Origin of the sequence: uncultured Pseudoteredinibacter sp. (assembly GCF_947502065.1) — a bacterium.
In the GTDB taxonomy this organism is placed as follows: Bacteria; Pseudomonadota; Gammaproteobacteria; order Pseudomonadales; family Cellvibrionaceae; genus Pseudoteredinibacter.
Map to the genome: position 1 here is coordinate 286,357 of NZ_CANMYE010000002.1, position 16,405 is coordinate 302,761.

A 16,405-nucleotide genomic window follows, 5' to 3' on the forward strand; every position below is an offset into this window, starting at 1 on the left:
TCTTGATTCTAGACGAAAAAATCAGGGAATTGGCCTAGATCTCAGGTTGCGATGCTGGGCCAATGAAAGTGGGTGTCCTTTATATTGGTGAGATAAGCATATTCATGTTTATAGCAGCGCTGCCACAACTCATCGGATGACAGAAATATAAAGTATGAGAGGATACATTGTTAGTTTGATGCCCATTATCATCAAACTTAGGCAATGGATCGCCACCAACTCCAGGTAAGCCCATTATCACGACAAATAGGACATATATGGACACTCCCGAGCTCGTTTAAGGTTAGGGGTTTACACTACCCTTATAGGTATTCGGAAATCTACTTAGGAGAGTATCGATCTTTGTTAAAGCCATATAGCAGAATACCTTCTGCATCAGTACAAAGGTGCTCTTTTCTTAGATTTTTGGCGCCAGCCGTATGAGACGGCTCCGCCTTACCATCAACCCATTTAACACTTAGGTGTTGTTTTAAGACACACGGCGTTGGGGTCTCTTTATGCGTAGCAGAGGTAATATTATAACTAATCAATGAACAAGTAGGTGAGCAAACCAACCAAGCCACACCATTACCGTCTGGTGAAAACTCAACTTTCTTTGGCTCTATGTAATCGGTGTATGCAGGGGGCGATATTTTTGTTTTTTTTCCAATCCCGTCATTGAACTCCAACAACAGTATTTCTTTCTTTTCTGTTTGCTTATTCACTTCAGTAATTAGCACCTTGGTCGCGCTACTATTCCAGTGGGATCTGCCTGCTACTCTAAAAGCCCATTCAGCATTTTTATTTTTTTCATTTAAACAATCCTTACAATTTACTTCAAAACCAGTCTTTGTATCTACAAAATAGGTTAAACCGAAGTTTACTTCGGTGTATCTAAGATCTGGGTCCCTCCATACGGGGGATAACTTCGCACCGTCCCAACATTTATCTTGGGCTTTAGAGCAAACTTCCCTACTGAACTTACGCCCCAACATATCTGGCACCTTATATTTAGCCCCAGTCGAATAAAATGTTTTTTCGTAAAACTGACCAGCCACCTCCGTTCTTTCATGAAAGCTCTCACATGAAACCAAAAAACTGAAGAAAATCGTAAGACTTAAATAGAGCATTACTTTTGTTATCTTGACATTATTCATTCAAATCTCCGTTTACATCATCAGCCTTTTCTTCAACAGTATTCGGTGAAGAGACCTCTGCACCTTCTCTTCCGTTAATCACCTTATTCACCGCCTCACTTAAACTATTGTTAATCTGTATGCTTCTACTCTCTTGATTTTCCTCTTTGGTATTAGTTGAGTTTTCGATGTAGCTACCTATATCTGTTAAAGAATCATTGCTGTTTTCCCGATAGTGATCTAGTGTATTTCGTTCAGGTGCATCAACTAGGTCTAACTTATCTTTCTCAATGGTTCCCAATACCAGTTCACGAATATTTTGAGTTGTACCTAGCGCCGCTGCCCCATGCACCAAACGATAGTCTCCATCTTCTCCTTCAGGACCAATATCAAAACTATCCGATTCCACATCAATGTAAGAATTTTCCACAGCTCTATTAACAGCCCCAATCAGTCGCCCCTGTGTTTTCCGAATATCCTCGGCTGACGGCTGGTTTGTACTGCCCGCGGTTAAGACTTCAACCAGATTTCTCACATAGGCCTTATATAAATCAGGACGACGATGGATTTCATCTGGCGCTGTGCCATGCAAACCATGGCCCAAGTCGAGTTCATCACTCTCACCACCATATAATTTACTTGGGTCATCCAATCGCGTATGTGCATAGGAGTCTGCCAGAAGATGAATTAACACGCCTTTTTCTTCTGGAGTATCTGCCGCAATAATTCGCCGGCTTACTTCTTCCCGCATTGCCACAGCATCACCTCCAGTAAGGCTGTGTAATCTGTTATAGATTACTAACATTTGATCCCTCGTACTCCCAGAACCGATCTCTGCCCCAAAAAAGCTAGCCACATCAACAACCGCAGCTCTCGCTCGACTTGACATAGCATCTAACCCATTTACTTCATCCGGTAACTGAGAGAACTGAGCGACTACAGCTATAACCTCAGGATCAATACCATGAGATAGGCCAACAAAGAATGTCGTGTAGTAATGCCCCGCCTCATTATAAAAACGCAATGTTGCAGGATCTTCATTGTAAAACTGCTCATTATTCGCCACAACCAAAGCCGAATCACGATTATCCTCAACCCATTGACGCTGATCAGAATCGCTGTGCTCACCTACTTCGACACCGGCACGATCCGCTTCATTTCTAAAGATCTCTTGCGCTTTTTCACCTAGATAGTCCGCATTAGCCTCAGAACTGTCATTACTATTGTGGGCCGTCTCATGAGCCAGTACGCCTATCGCTTCAGAACCGTCGCTGCGAGATGTTCCTTCTTCACCGTGGTTTATATAAACATCACCTTGGCCATCAGTGGCGCCTTTGGCATCTATCTCCGAGATAATTACAGCCACATCCAAATCATCAGAGTTGGTAATGTCACCGTATATATCCACGTATGCTTGATAGGCCTCTTCTACCTCTTCAGCGGTAGCGGTTTTATCAACAATTTTAGCTAGAAGCTCTGGGTGATACTTACTAAGCTGCCAGCTTGCTGCTAGGTGTGCAGATGTTGCTAAGGTTTTTTCGAAACCTCCTCCAACACCGTGCTCTGTGAATGCATCTATTACTAAGTCGCCGAGCTCTTTGCCACGCTCTAAGCTTTTTATAGCTTCAAGCGTATTAGCCCCATAGTTGGCTAGCCCTTGTTGCCACTGTGCAAGTGTTTGACCTGGGCTAAGTGCGGAATCAACACTACTACTAGTCACATACAAATTAGTTTCACTCTTCTCATCCCTAGTAACCTCTTGGGCGTTATTAATATCCCTATTCAGCCCCGCTAGCTGCTCCTCACCATTGCCTTCTCCCCCAGTAACTGTGATATTGCCCTCACCCACAGTAGCGCGTGTAGTTTGCTCACGATTTCGTTCATTGTTGTAGCCATTAACTCCCCAGCTGGTAACCCCATTTTGATCAACACCGCCACGATTCCGCTGCCCAGGGCCCGTACCAGCACTGGAATTGGAACTATTAGCTTCACTAGTAAAGCCACCACTGATATTTACATAACGGCTGCTTTCTTCATCGACACCTTCAATATCGCTAAAGCCAATACTGCCTGTAGTTAGCTCTAAATTCCCTTGATCCTCTCCATTTTCATCGATATTCGCAATTAAGGCGCCATCTATCTGCGTATGCCCTTCTACATCAATATCTACGCTATTAAGCCCTACAATGCTGGTTTGATTCTCAACCCAGGCTTTATTCCCTTGAGTTTCGCCATAGCCAGCTGATCCACTTACGCTTACGCCATAACCTACCGTCACACTAAGGTTAGCATCACTACGTTGACCGTCGGCACTGGCCGTATCTTGAAGTGAAGCGACACTAAGATCGCCTGCCACATCAATATCCACATCTTCACCTTCAATATGGGCACCGCTAACAGTGGTATCACGGCCACTATTGATCACCAAATTTCCACCTGCATTAATGTTGGCATTTTGATGAGTATTGCTCTGGCGTTCTAAATCCTCTTTACTAAAGCCACCCTCTACATAGTAGCCAACCGATGCTCCTCCTTGTCCAACGGTTACGCCAAGACCAGCACCGGCGTTCATGCTGTCACTGTTGAAGCTGCTATCACTATTACTTTGCGCACTGGTAATGCTTATATCATTAGCCGCGCTTAACTCGATATCATTCAGCGCATCAATATTGGCACCTTCTATGAGTAAATCATTCTTAGCGACTAAAGATATGTTATTCGCATTGAGTGTTGATATAGCTGCTTGGCTACCCGATTGGCTAGAATCACTATTACCTTGACTGTGCGCTACGCCAATACTTGCCTGGTTTCCCCCACCTCGAATGACTACGCCAGAGCTAGCGGATTCACTTTCATTGGTATTTTGAAACAGCTGATCAACAGCAAGAATATTAATATTGTTGGCAGCTACCGCTATGGTTTTTCCTGCATCTACATTGGCGCCTGCCAAAGTCGCATCATTGCCAGCTTTTAAGAGAACATTGCCTACTGCATTGATTTGACTATTGTTCGCTAATTGCTGGATTGAGGTGGAATTTGTAGAAGAGCTGCTATTACCCAAATGTATACTCGCCGTAGGCCCTTGAGTAAACGAGCTTACAGCATCTACAGCTGCTAATACCGAACTTGCTTGGCTTACACCATTCCCACCACCGATATTCTGCAATGAATCAAGAGTGTTACCCACGTTATGCTGGATACTGACACCCAACCCACTGCGCGAGCTCTCAAAATTTCTCTCTTGCGAGCTTTGGTTAATACCTGCGCTAATATTAATATTGTTTTCCGCAATATAGATTGCATCTTTCCCAGAGTTTACGATGCTCCCTACTTGGTTGATATCGCGCCCCGCCTGAACAATTAGATCGTCACCCGAATTTAATACACTAGGAGCATTGTTTGTATTGCTGTTTGTTATCTTTTCTTTTTCAGTTATTTTTCCAGCAAAAGCACTGACACTATTTCTATCAGCAGAAAAGCTAATGCCAGTTGTTTTTTCATTGTTCCAAGTAGTGGTATTTAATGTTTGATCTTTATCAAGAATATTTACATCTCGACCGGCATTGATCCTTAGCTTTCCACCGACATCGACTAAGCTGCCTATCAAATTGACATCTTCAGCAGCCACCAAGGTGCCATCGCCACCGCCAGCTACAGTCGAGCCAACCGATGTGTTAGACAGGGTTTCTTGGCCTTTTTCCTTGGCGGCGGAAACAGCAATACCATTACCCGTGACGATAAGTCCGGTGCGTTTTTTAAAGCTGACTTCTCTATTGTATTGAGTATCAGTTCCGGCGTTTAAAGTAAGGGATCCAGCCTCATTTAATATACCAGCTCTTAACTCCACATCATTACTCGCCGCTACATTACTGGCCCTTAGGTTTAGATCATTGCCGGCCAATACCTGCGCATCTACCCCAGCAGCAACATTACTCCCAACATGACGAGCCTGGGTTTCAAGCTGTGAATTATTCGACTTTGATAAGCCTAAGAAGCCGGATTTTCTGCTTTGGTTATAGGCTCCAAATTCCTCAACTGCAGATAATATTTCCACATTATTTTGAGCAGCGACAATTGCTCTATCGCCAGCAACAATATTACTACCCACAATAGACACACTATCGCTATTAGTGATTCCTACTGCGCCGCCCTCATCTATGATCGTATTGATCAAAACGCTACCGGTGGCTACCACGCTACTTGCGATATTCGCAGAATCTAGACTTTCCTGAGTGTAAGTTTTACTCCGCCCAAAACTCTTCTTCTTACGATGATAACGATAGTGATACTCCTCATCCGTTACCGAGGCAATCGTCATATCGCCACCGGCTGCCAATGAGATATTCGACTGAAAGTCATCATTGCCCGCCGCAATACTAGAGCCAATAATATCTAAATTATTGCCGGCCAAAATAGAAAGGTCGCCCACGCTATTAATGGCCGAGCCATGATGCGTTACAGAGGAAAAGGTTTCTTCGAAGTTTTTGCGTTGCTCTGTTTGGCTATGGCTATTGGCCACGGCCTCAATCAATACATCTTGCCCCGCACGTATTTGTGCGGCACCACCAACATTGAGGCTCGCGCCGCGTAAGATTACATCGTTGCCAGCATCCCATAGTAAATTGCCTGCAACCACTAAGCTGGCAAGATCGTGATTCACCTGTGTTGTAGTGATGTTTCCGCTTGTTGTGCTGCTCTCATTACTTTGAGCCTGTAATTTAATATCCCCACCCGCACGAGCAATAAAATTATTACCAATATTTAAATTACGCCCCTGGCCTAAATCGATATCGTTTTTAACATCGACGTACAAATCGCCACGGGTATTAATCTGGCTGTGCTCACCTAGGTTCATGCCTTGGGCCATCACCGTAAGGTTTCCAGTATTAATCATCCCGGTATTAGTAAACTCGCCGGCTAAGCGGGTGTAATTACCATCGGCATCTGGGCGGCCTACAATGGTTACGCCGCCTGCGGCTACATTGCTCAATGAGTTAGCATCGGTACGCGTTAAAATGCTATTAAAGTAATCGCTACGATTTTGCGCAGCGGTATCTGATGCGCTGTTATTCGCAAAGAGCTGTGGGTTATTGGCCGCCACTTGTGCTTGGAACTCGGCTTGGCTGATGCTATTGCCGTTTTCATCGCTGTAGCTGCCATCGGCATTGGCTGAGAAGGCGCCTGCCATATGCCCTAAGGAAATTGCACGACGTTGATCGGCCACGGCTAAGCTAAGGTTTCCGTTTTCGTCTTGGCGCACTTCTACATTATCAAGAGCGCGGCCAGCAATGCTGTGGCCGGATAAATCCATTTTGCCGTTTTCATCAGGTTTAAACTCTAAGCCCAACTGTGCCAAGGTGTCGCTTGCCAAAGCGTTTTCTTGCTGGTTTGGGCCACTAAAAGAATCATTGGCTGGGCCAGTTGATTCAGGGCCGGCGGCTGTTGCTGGCAAGCCGGCCAAAAAGGCCAGAGTTTCTTCAGCGACTTCACCTAATAGCTCTTGATCATCCAGTACAAAGCGCGTGTGGGCGCGTGTGTTGATTTCACCGGCGTTAACGAATCTTCCATCTGCTAATAGCTCGCCGGAATCTGAATTCAGTAATTCATCAAAAGTCAGTTTGCTGGCATCGATACTGGCAAGACCGTCGCTCGCTCCAAGCAGTTTGGCAAAACCTTTCGCCTCTTCACTACCCGTTAAATCGCCGGTGTAATCGGCTAAGTAATCTAGATCCCCAAACTCGCGTAATAAATTACCTAAATCGGGCAAAGTGAAACCGCCGCCAACTAAACTGGCAATATCGTTAAAGGCTGGGTTTAATTGCGTATCGGGTTTGCTAATAGCCGCCAGCTTGCGGCTGTTTAGCTCAGCCACGCTATTTGCTAGGGCGCTGGTATCCCAAAAACTACCTGGACGCGCACCTTCTGGTGAAGCAGCGGCTAGCGCTTCTTCGAATTCCTCATCGGAAACCGTCACTTTAACTTGTGTCGCCGCTACGCGCTCTTCATCACTTAAGTTGGCAGGGTCAGCCAGCGGATTGGGCTGGTTTGGCAAGGTATCTGGGTTACCATCAGGGTCTGGGGCCGCCTGTGGATTTACACTGATGCCTGCAAATAAGCTGTCTAAATCTAAAGCCGATGGCGCCGTGGGGCGTTGAGTATTGCTCGCCAGGGATCCTGATACCGGGCCAGCTAGCAGCTCGCTGGCCAAGGCATCGTCAATATCACCGCCCAGTGCTTGCTGTCGCAGCGTATCCAGTGGGTTTAAATTACGACGTTGAGTATTTGCAGCACCCGCGATATTCGCGCCACTACCAGTGTTTACAACACCGCTTGCACCGGCCGCGCTGCGATTATTATTGTTGGCGCTTGCGAATTCAAAATCGTCTTCGCCTACATCGTTTAATCCTGCTGGCGTTGTGCCAGTTGCGCCAGGGCTTACCGTTGGCGCACCATCGTCACTAGGCGGATCACTATTATCAATATCGTCTTGAGAAAAGCCAACGAAGGTTAAGCCCTCGACCGAATCTAAATTTAGAATACCGAAATTGCCACCGCTACTGCCCTCGAAAACCATAGAGCTCGCTTCAATACCGCCAAAGTTGGCGGCTATAGTACTAGCCCTTAAGGTCACATTATGCTCAGCGAGAATAATGCCATCGTTAGCAGCTCTGTTACCGGCCAATAGAACACTGCCTTTACTGGCAATAGTGCCAGAGCCGTTATTAAAGGCACCTTGATCACCAGAAAGCCCAATAGAGCTAAAAGAAGCAATGTAGCCAGAGTTACTAAAAGTGCCGGAGCTATTAGCATTGATAGATCCGGTAGCCAGCAAGGTGGCACCACTATTGTTTGTAATGCTACGGCCTTCTAGGTTAATGCCATGGGCTCGGGAGATAATGCGCCCGCTATTTCTAATGGCACCATCGGCCCGAATGTCAATCGTCCCGTCGATACGCAGGGTTTCACCACTGGCCAAATTAAATTCAGGCAAATCTAATAGTAATCGGCTATCGGCTTTGATAGCTTCTTGGCTTAGATCTGGCTGCTCATTCAGTTTCAGCTCTACCGTATCGCCGTGCAACATACTGCCGGCTTCTAAATTGAGTTTTCCTCCCACATCAATGTGAATAAACCCGGAACTGCGCACATTGCCGCTGTTGGTAAAATTCTCTGAGAGCTTAATATTGGCATTGCGTACTTCAATATTATTATTTTCGTTAACGGTATCAATTCTGATGGATTTAATTCCGGAAGAGATATCCAGATGATTGGCGGCAAAGATACGCGATTTTTCACCGCTAAGGCTTAGCTCAGCTTCTTCACTATCTTGTATGCTAAGCACATTGCCCGCTTGTAAGCTGGCATTAATTAAACGAATATTTTCAGCGCCGCTTAAGCTAATATTGCCGCGACTGGCTGTGTAAACCTGATCATTTAATTGCTCACCATTAGGGCCAACAAACACTTCACCGCCGCTATTTAATGTACTTAACGCTGAGCGATCACTGATAAATTCACCATCAAATTCTAGGCTTAAATTATCTACCGTGGCGATTCGGCCTTGCTGCTCTATACCACCGGCCACCACAATATGGGCGCCCGCCAAACCTGAAACGTCACCTTCTACTTTTAAATCACTGCCAACATTAATATCTAATTGTCCACTGGCGTATACAAGAGACTGCTGCACGATTTCAACAGTGTTGTCAGGGTTATCACCCTGCTGAGATAGCAACATACTTAAGGCGCTTTGCTCGGCCTCGCTAATACCGGGTAATTCACCTTGAATCGCTGCGCTAGCAGCGGCTATTAGGGCATCTTTTTGTGCTTGATCGGTTACACCTTGCAAATCTTGCTCTAGCTGATTGGCGATATCTGCCACAGCAGTGGCTTTATCACTGTCACTGGCCGTAACTAGATCTACAGTTTCCGATTCACTTACGTTTTTTGCAGTTTGCAAATTCGCTAAGACTAGCTGGGCGGTATCAAGCGAGAGACTGCCTGCGGTGGAATACAAAACCCCACCACTGTTATCGATAATATCTGCCGCATCAATACTGACATTAGCACCAGCAAGGTAACCACCACGGTTTAGTACCGTAGGAGCCGTTACATCAATATCTCGCAGGCTGCTGATAACCCCCAAATTACGCAGAGTATCGCTGATTTGAAAACGACTACTGCCACCGTAAATAGACCCGGAATTACTGAGTGTTTGCGCGTTAAAGCTATCGCTGCCATTGGAGCTTAATAAACCCGTATTCACAATGTTACGAGCATTCACGCGAATGCCCGAAAATAAAATATCAGCGGCGTTGCTAAAATCGCCCGCGTTGGCATTAAAGTTGGCGGAACCCGCGCCGGTAATGGTGCCTTGGTTACTAATAGAGCTTGCGGTGGCCGTTAACGAGCCTGCTCGCGTAACACTGCCAGCGCTAAAGATTAAATCGTTATTGGCCAATAAGCTTAGCTGCCCGCTAGATTGAAAATTACCGGCCTGCTGAATACTGCGGCCAGATAGCTGCATAGTCCCCGCAGCCATCAAGCCTGTGTTAGCAAGGCTGCTGGCATCTACCGTTAGATTATCACTGGCAACGATATTTCCTGAATTTGAAAAGCTGTTATTAACATTTAAGTCGATACTACCGCTATTGGCGTACAGGTTACCGCCGCTATTATCAAATACATCGGTAACGATATTGATATCGCCGGTACTATCAATTTGTCCATTAATATTTTGCAGAGATTTTAAGTTCCAGTTAATACCATCGGCACTGATAACTCCGCCATTATTCACCACTTCTTCTAGGCCAGTGCCACCCAGTAGATTGCCGCCCAGCAAACCGGAATTTACTAGACGACGAATGTCTAAATGAACATCGCCGCCATTAAGCACGGCAGCGCCAAGGTTTTCATAGGTGTCCGTTTTGAGAGTAAGCGCAGCAACACCATCAATTAAGCTACTGTCGTTGCTGATCGTGTGCGCGGCCAAGCTTAAATGGCCCGCCCTAGACACCAGTTGCGCCCCTTGCGAAATAGCAATGAGAGAATTACTCAATGCACTAATATCCAGCGTGGCGTCTTGTTGCACATCGAGCACACCCGCTACACTTTGGTAGCGCTGTAGATTATCGACTTGCAAGCTGTCTAGTAGCACAATGCCATTATTCAGAAACTCACTACCGGCGCCGCTCGCAGCCCACTCACTGCTAAGGGCTTGAATAAAACCGGCATTGCTCAGCTGAGTGAAATTGTTGAGCGCCAGATCGGCCTCACTTAATAAAACGCCCTTTTCACCAATACTGATTGTAGGTACATTCAATTCGATACTGCCGGCCTGTAAAAACGCTACTGCCGCTGTCGCCGTATCAATATTGACAGACTGAGCATTGATGGTGGCCTTATCGGAAGCAATTAAAGCGCCTTGGTTGTTCAACTCTGCCGTTAAATTAAGGTTTATGCTTGCCCTGCTGTTAATACTCAAGGTATTGAGCAGGCTATCAGCCTTAATATCTAAGCCCGCCAGCGCCAGCAGTAGGCCGTGGTTTTCAATAGCTTGTGTCTCTAGATTAAACTTGCCCCCAGCTTGTATAAGTCCATCTGCCGCGCTGGATTGATTGAATAGACGCTGCTGTAATTTGAGGCTCAAATCGCCCGAGGAAGAAATCAAGCCATCGATATTGCGCAGAGCCATAGCTTCGAAAGCAGCTTGCTCGGCCGCTATAATACCGCTGTTTTCTATTTCGCCTACAGTATTAATGCTTAATTGGCCATTACCTAGGCCCGCGCTATACCAAGCGCTCTGGGCAGCAATTGTGCCACTATTGTTTAAGGTAATTGCACTGTTATTTCCTAACTGCCAATTCATCTCGCCTGCGCGAATTGCGCCACTATTATTTGCAGCACCGGCATTTATACTTAAGGCGTCGGCAGCAAATACTTCACCCGTATTCGACAACAAGCCGCTTAGCTTTATGGTATTTTCAGTACTTCCTAATTGGTTGGCTGCATGAATTCGGCCTGTACGTTGATTCGCTATGGCCTGGGCATCAATCGAAAAGGTATTGGCCGCGAGAATATCACCACTGTTTTGAAGCTCATTGCTGATGCGCAGGCTGATATCCGAAGCCGATAAAGTGCCTGCGTTATTAAACGAAGCGCCTACTAAATTAAGTGTTTCGCCAGCTACTATTTGCCCAAGATTCTCGCCGGCTTGGTCTATGGTAGCGCCAATATCAGCTGACGACGATATTAAACCACTGTGGCTATTTAGTAATTGCTCTGCACTTAGCTGTAAATTGTTTGCTACGATTGCTCCGCCATTAGCGAGCTCGCCGCGGCTTTGAATTGACAGATCACTAGCGCTGATCTGTGATTGATTATCTACACTTCCTGCGCTGATTTGCAGTGAATTTTCAGCGAACACTGTACCAAAGAGATTGTCAGATGCCTGGTTAAGCAGTTCGCCACTCAGCTCTAGAGCAGCATCACCTGCGCTATAAATAAGCCCAGTGTTTAGATTCGTTATATTATTTGCACTAAGCTGCAAATCACCGGTTTTTGTATCTACATCACCGGCGGCTATGCGACCGGCATTACGAATATTGCCAGTAATTGCACTGCCGTCGATATTAGCAAGCGCGATCAACATAGCGCCTTCTGCATTATCGATATCAGCGCCGCTTAGTTGTAGGTTTTTATCGCTAACAATAAGGCCCTTATTCGATAAGGCGGCCTGGTTACTGATACCATTACCGCTAAAGAGCAAGCTCAAATTTCCTGCCGCGCGCAGCGAGGCATCACTTTCATTCGCCAGTGCTGCGGCCGATATACTGTGCAACGCAGTCTCACTTGCTGCAATAATATCGCCACTGTTTTGCAAGAGAGCTGCAACTGATAGATCCAAAGTACCTGCATTAAGCAAGCCGCTATTTGCTAAACTGCCTGCTGTGGCATTTAAGTTATTTTTCACATAGATGAGTGATTGATTTTCTAGGGCGCCATCTATGGCCAAATTAGCCTCTAAGGCTATCAAGCGAGCATCTTCAGCGTTGACAAAACTTTGGGCACTAAGCTCATCGATGCCATCAGCTTGAATTAAGCCGTGATTGACCACATCAGCCAGATCCAGTGTTAGCTTAGCGGCCAATGTACGACCATAGTTTGTAAGCTTAGCACCTTGCACCGTTAGATCATCGGCGTAGAGTTCACCATAATTATTGAATAAGTTTTCGATACTTATGGTTGCCGTGTCTTGCGCCAGAATGGCGCCATTTTGATTTGCCGCACTGCCATTGACTACGGTACCGGCATTAATGCTAAGCGTATCAACCAGTAACACACCACTGCCGGTAAACTCTTCATTGCCTACCGTTAATGGCAGCTGTATGCCTCCAATAGTGGCATTGTTATAGATCGTGTCGGCAGTAATATTTAAGGAATCTAAGGCTGATAACCAGCCATCATTGTTCAGAACTGTTGCGCTAATATCCGCACTTTGTTTTGCGAAGATACTGGCAGCACTGCCATTCGTTAGACTGGCATTCGATAATTCACCCGCCGTTAGCGTTAGAATATCCGCATGAATTTGGCCTTGATTGTTAAGCAGGCCTTGCACTGTAATGCTATTGTTTTCACTGTATATCAATGAATTATTGAGCAAATCACCCGCACTAATTGCTAGGCTATTGCGGCCATAAATAAGGCCCGTGTTGCTTAACTCAGAAGCAATATTGATCTCTAAACCGTCAAGGGCATAGATTAAACTATCGGCATCACTTGTGTAGCTGCCTGCATTTAGAGTCAGATTATTACTAAGAAACTGGCCACCACTATTATTAAGCCCTTCTTCAAGGCTTATGCTGCCTTCGTCTAAGCGGATTTGACCAAGTTGATTATCTAAAGAACTAGCCGCGAGGGTGATTTGCTGAGTATCGATAAGCCCAGAACGATTATTAATAGCACCTGCTATATTGGCAATAAAGCTTCCTGTAGCAATTACGCCATCTTCATTATTTAAACCGCCACTGTTAAGGGTAAAGCGATCAATAACTTGCAAAACGCCAGAGCTGTTATCAAGCACCCCCTGCATAGTAATATCTAAGCTATTGGCATTTAGCTCGCCCAGATTTTGAAAGCTTTCTACAGCTAGTTGCAACTCAGGCGCTGCAACAAGTCCTTCATTAATAAAGCTGGCGCTGTTTACATTCAGCAAACCAGCGGCGATGAGCGTGCCACTGTTTAAAAAGCTGCTGGAGTTTAGCTGTAGCTTTTCAAAGCCGCTGAAATTTCCGCTGTTAACAAAGGCACCACTTAAATCCAGCTGTAAATCTTCAGTAAGGATTCGCACCTCACCCGCCAATTCCACATCAGAAACTTGCCAGTTAACTTCGCCAGCCTGGGCCAACAAACCATTAACAGTTAACGCCTCGCCATGACTGTCTAGATTCCAGCTGCCACCGCTAAGCAAGTTGAGCGCATTAATATCAATGCCGCCAGCAAGGCTGCTCGCACTGATATTTTCGGTTGCTTGTATCGTCCCACCAAGCGCTAAGGCGCCACTCGAATCAATATCCAATACACCTGTGCTTACAATAGTACCGGTAGTTGTTAAGCTGCCTGTAGCATTTAAGCTAAGATTACCTTCATGGGATAGCAGACCTTGGTTCACCAAGCTGCCGTTTACATTGATTGCTGGTGCCGATATTCGTCCGGTCGATAGGTTTTCAAATACTGGGGCATTGATAAAGTCAAAACCGGTCACATTAATGCTTCCAGCATTGCTGAAACGCTCGCTGAAATCTAAGCCCAGTTGCTCGGCCTGAATAATACCGCCTTCTTCATTCGAGCCAATGTCTCCCGTTGCCGAGATAACTCTAGCCAGTATTTGAGCGCCACTATCAAATAATCTGTTATTACTGAACTCTATGCTGGCTCCATCGGCCACTAGAAAACTGCCTACAGCAAGATCAACACTCCCCCCTTCAATCAGTAGCGATTCATCAACACGCACCGTAGCGCCAGATTCGGTTTGAGTCGCTGCTGCATCAACAGCAAGCGTTGGCGCTGAAAAAATACCTTCAGCGAACTTTACCGTTCCATCTGCACTAAGCGCGATGCCGGAACCTGCCAAAAACTCTTCACCAATAGTGATGCCGCCACCTGAATTTATCGTAGCCTTGCCTCGAACCTGCGTATCACCATAGATGACCGCTTGATTAAGAACATCGATATTAAGCGCTTCCGCGGTTTGAATTGCGCCACCGGAGAGCACATTGAGACTATTAGCGCTAATGCTAATATCGCGTCCAGCGGAAAAATCCTTCTGCTGCTCCACATCGCCCTGACTATTGATGGTAATTGCTCCGGCTGCCGCCGTACCCCGCAGAGAAACATTACCATCGGCATCGATATTAAAATTACCACGTTCGGCATTGGCATAGCCCATCAGGCGCACACCGGCATTGCTGCCATCCACAATAATATTAATGCTGCCTGCGCGCATTGCCCCTAACTGGCTTGCATCTATGGCATATAAGGTCTGGCTATTCGTACTACGACTTTGCTTTATTCTGTTGGCGCTATAATCATAAAGCATGTCACCCGCAATAAGATTCAACTCCCCTGCAACGACTGTATTGCCATTTAGATTGATTTTTCCGGCAATTAAGCTGAGCGCCGATGCATCAGTGCTTAAACCATTTCCAGCCAAACTAATGGCCGCATCGCTGCTAATATCTAAATCTAACTGACCACCAGTAATGATTGGCCGGCCAGTCGTTAAGGCAATGCTATCGGTATTAATAAAGCCACAGCCGTTACAGGCTATGCCATAGGGGTTGGCGATAATAAGGGATGCTTTATCACCGAACACTTCGATCTGCCCTAGCAGGGCCGAACTACTGCTACCGGTAACTTCATTGACGATTAAGCTAGCTGAGCGACTACTAAGATTGGGGTTGGCGGCAAGAAAGCCTGCCAAACTGCTTTGCCCATCTTGCAAGCTATTGTTTAAAACTAAGCCCTGGGCGCTTACTGAAAATTCTTCATATTGATTCAACGACACCCCAGCTTCACTGGGCGTCGTAATATTGACAACAGAAGTGCCATTCTCGGCCTTGTGAACGGTAGGTTTAAATTCTATAGGCGCTTTAGGATCTACAATCGGACCAGCCATCACAGCTGTAGTGAAAAACATCTGACACAACAAACTTAGGCAACAGCAATAGCTAATTACTTTTGCCGACCAATTCATCGAAGGTGAAGTTAAAGCATGTGTCATAGTACGATCTACCGATATTATTGCAGGGCCTCCTTGCCCTGCGTGAAGCTGACGATATGCCAGCGTTTAAACCCTATTACTTTCTCGCGTAGCGCGCTGTTGTAGCTAGGCGCCTTTATTGAGAGTTTTTAGACGATCCTTGCTGCTTTGCTCTACCCAATTACGCGCTAGCTTTTGATATTTGTTCACATCATCGCTACTCAATTGGCGCAGTATATTGTCGCGACGTACTGCTGCCTGCTGCAAGCCTGCAGCAGCAGCAAGATTGAATAGCATGTAGGCAGTACCTTGCTTGGCTGGGCGCAGCTTGCCTTCCTCAAAGGCGTTTGCCATTTCATAAAGCGCTAGTGGATTATTTTGCGATGCCGCCATAGCAAACCAACGCAGCGCCTCCTTCTGATTTTTCTTAACTCCAGTACCATCTCTATAAGCAAGTGCTAACTTATTCTGCGCACCAATATGATCTTGCTTTGCGGCTTTGGTGAACCAATTAACCGCTTCTTTCATATTAATAGAAACGCCCCAACCTTTTTCAAACATAGTGGCGTAGTTAAACTGTGCGTCGGCATTGCCGGTAGCCGCCGCTTTTTTAAGAATATCTAAAGCCTGGCTATAATCCTGCAACACACCGGCTTCACCTCGAATATAAACAAGCGCTAATCGGTTTTGACCTAATGCGCTGTTTTTATCAGCTGCCAACTGATACAAACCCGCCGCCCTTTTGATGTCAGCACGGGTACCCAGACCCAACTCGAACATGCGACCAAGGTAAAACGCTGCATCACCATCACCTGCATCAAAACTGGCTGACAATGCCTTAGCGGCTTCCTCAAATTTCTGCGACTCCAATTGCTTTAAAGCGGCATCGGTCGCTTTAGATTTGGCCAGCGCAAAACCAGGCGCAATCAACATACAGGCCGATAGCGCCACAAGCCCCAAGGTTTTCACTGCTGTTTTCTTTACTGATACATTCTTAACTGCAATTTTTTTAACTAACATAAAACACCTC

3 protein-coding genes are annotated in these 16,405 nt (G+C 46.0%); all 3 read right to left on the bottom strand.

Annotation, left to right across the window (positions count from 1 at the left end; all coding sequences use genetic code 11):
- Window positions 1-320: 320 nt before the first annotated feature.
- The 3 genes from Q1A41_RS08005 to Q1A41_RS08015 all read right to left on the bottom strand — a co-directional run bounded on the left by Q1A41_RS08005 (window position 321) and on the right by Q1A41_RS08015 (window position 16,395).
- The gene (locus Q1A41_RS08005) at window positions 321-1,136 is read right to left on the bottom strand and encodes a hypothetical protein (RefSeq protein ID WP_299976914.1); all 816 of its coding nucleotides are present in this window, start codon (window positions 1,134-1,136) and stop codon (window positions 321-323) included.
- Entirely contained in the window at window positions 1,129-15,396 is a 14,268-nt protein-coding gene (locus Q1A41_RS08010) for a hemagglutinin repeat-containing protein (RefSeq protein WP_299976917.1), read from the bottom strand. Before Q1A41_RS08010 ends, Q1A41_RS08005 begins: the two co-directional genes overlap by 8 nt.
- A gap of 105 nt (window positions 15,397-15,501) precedes the next feature.
- Window positions 15,502-16,395, bottom strand: coding sequence for a tetratricopeptide repeat protein (locus tag Q1A41_RS08015; RefSeq protein WP_299976920.1), 894 nt, complete (start codon window positions 16,393-16,395; stop codon window positions 15,502-15,504).
- Between the last annotated feature and the right edge of the window lie 10 nt (window positions 16,396-16,405).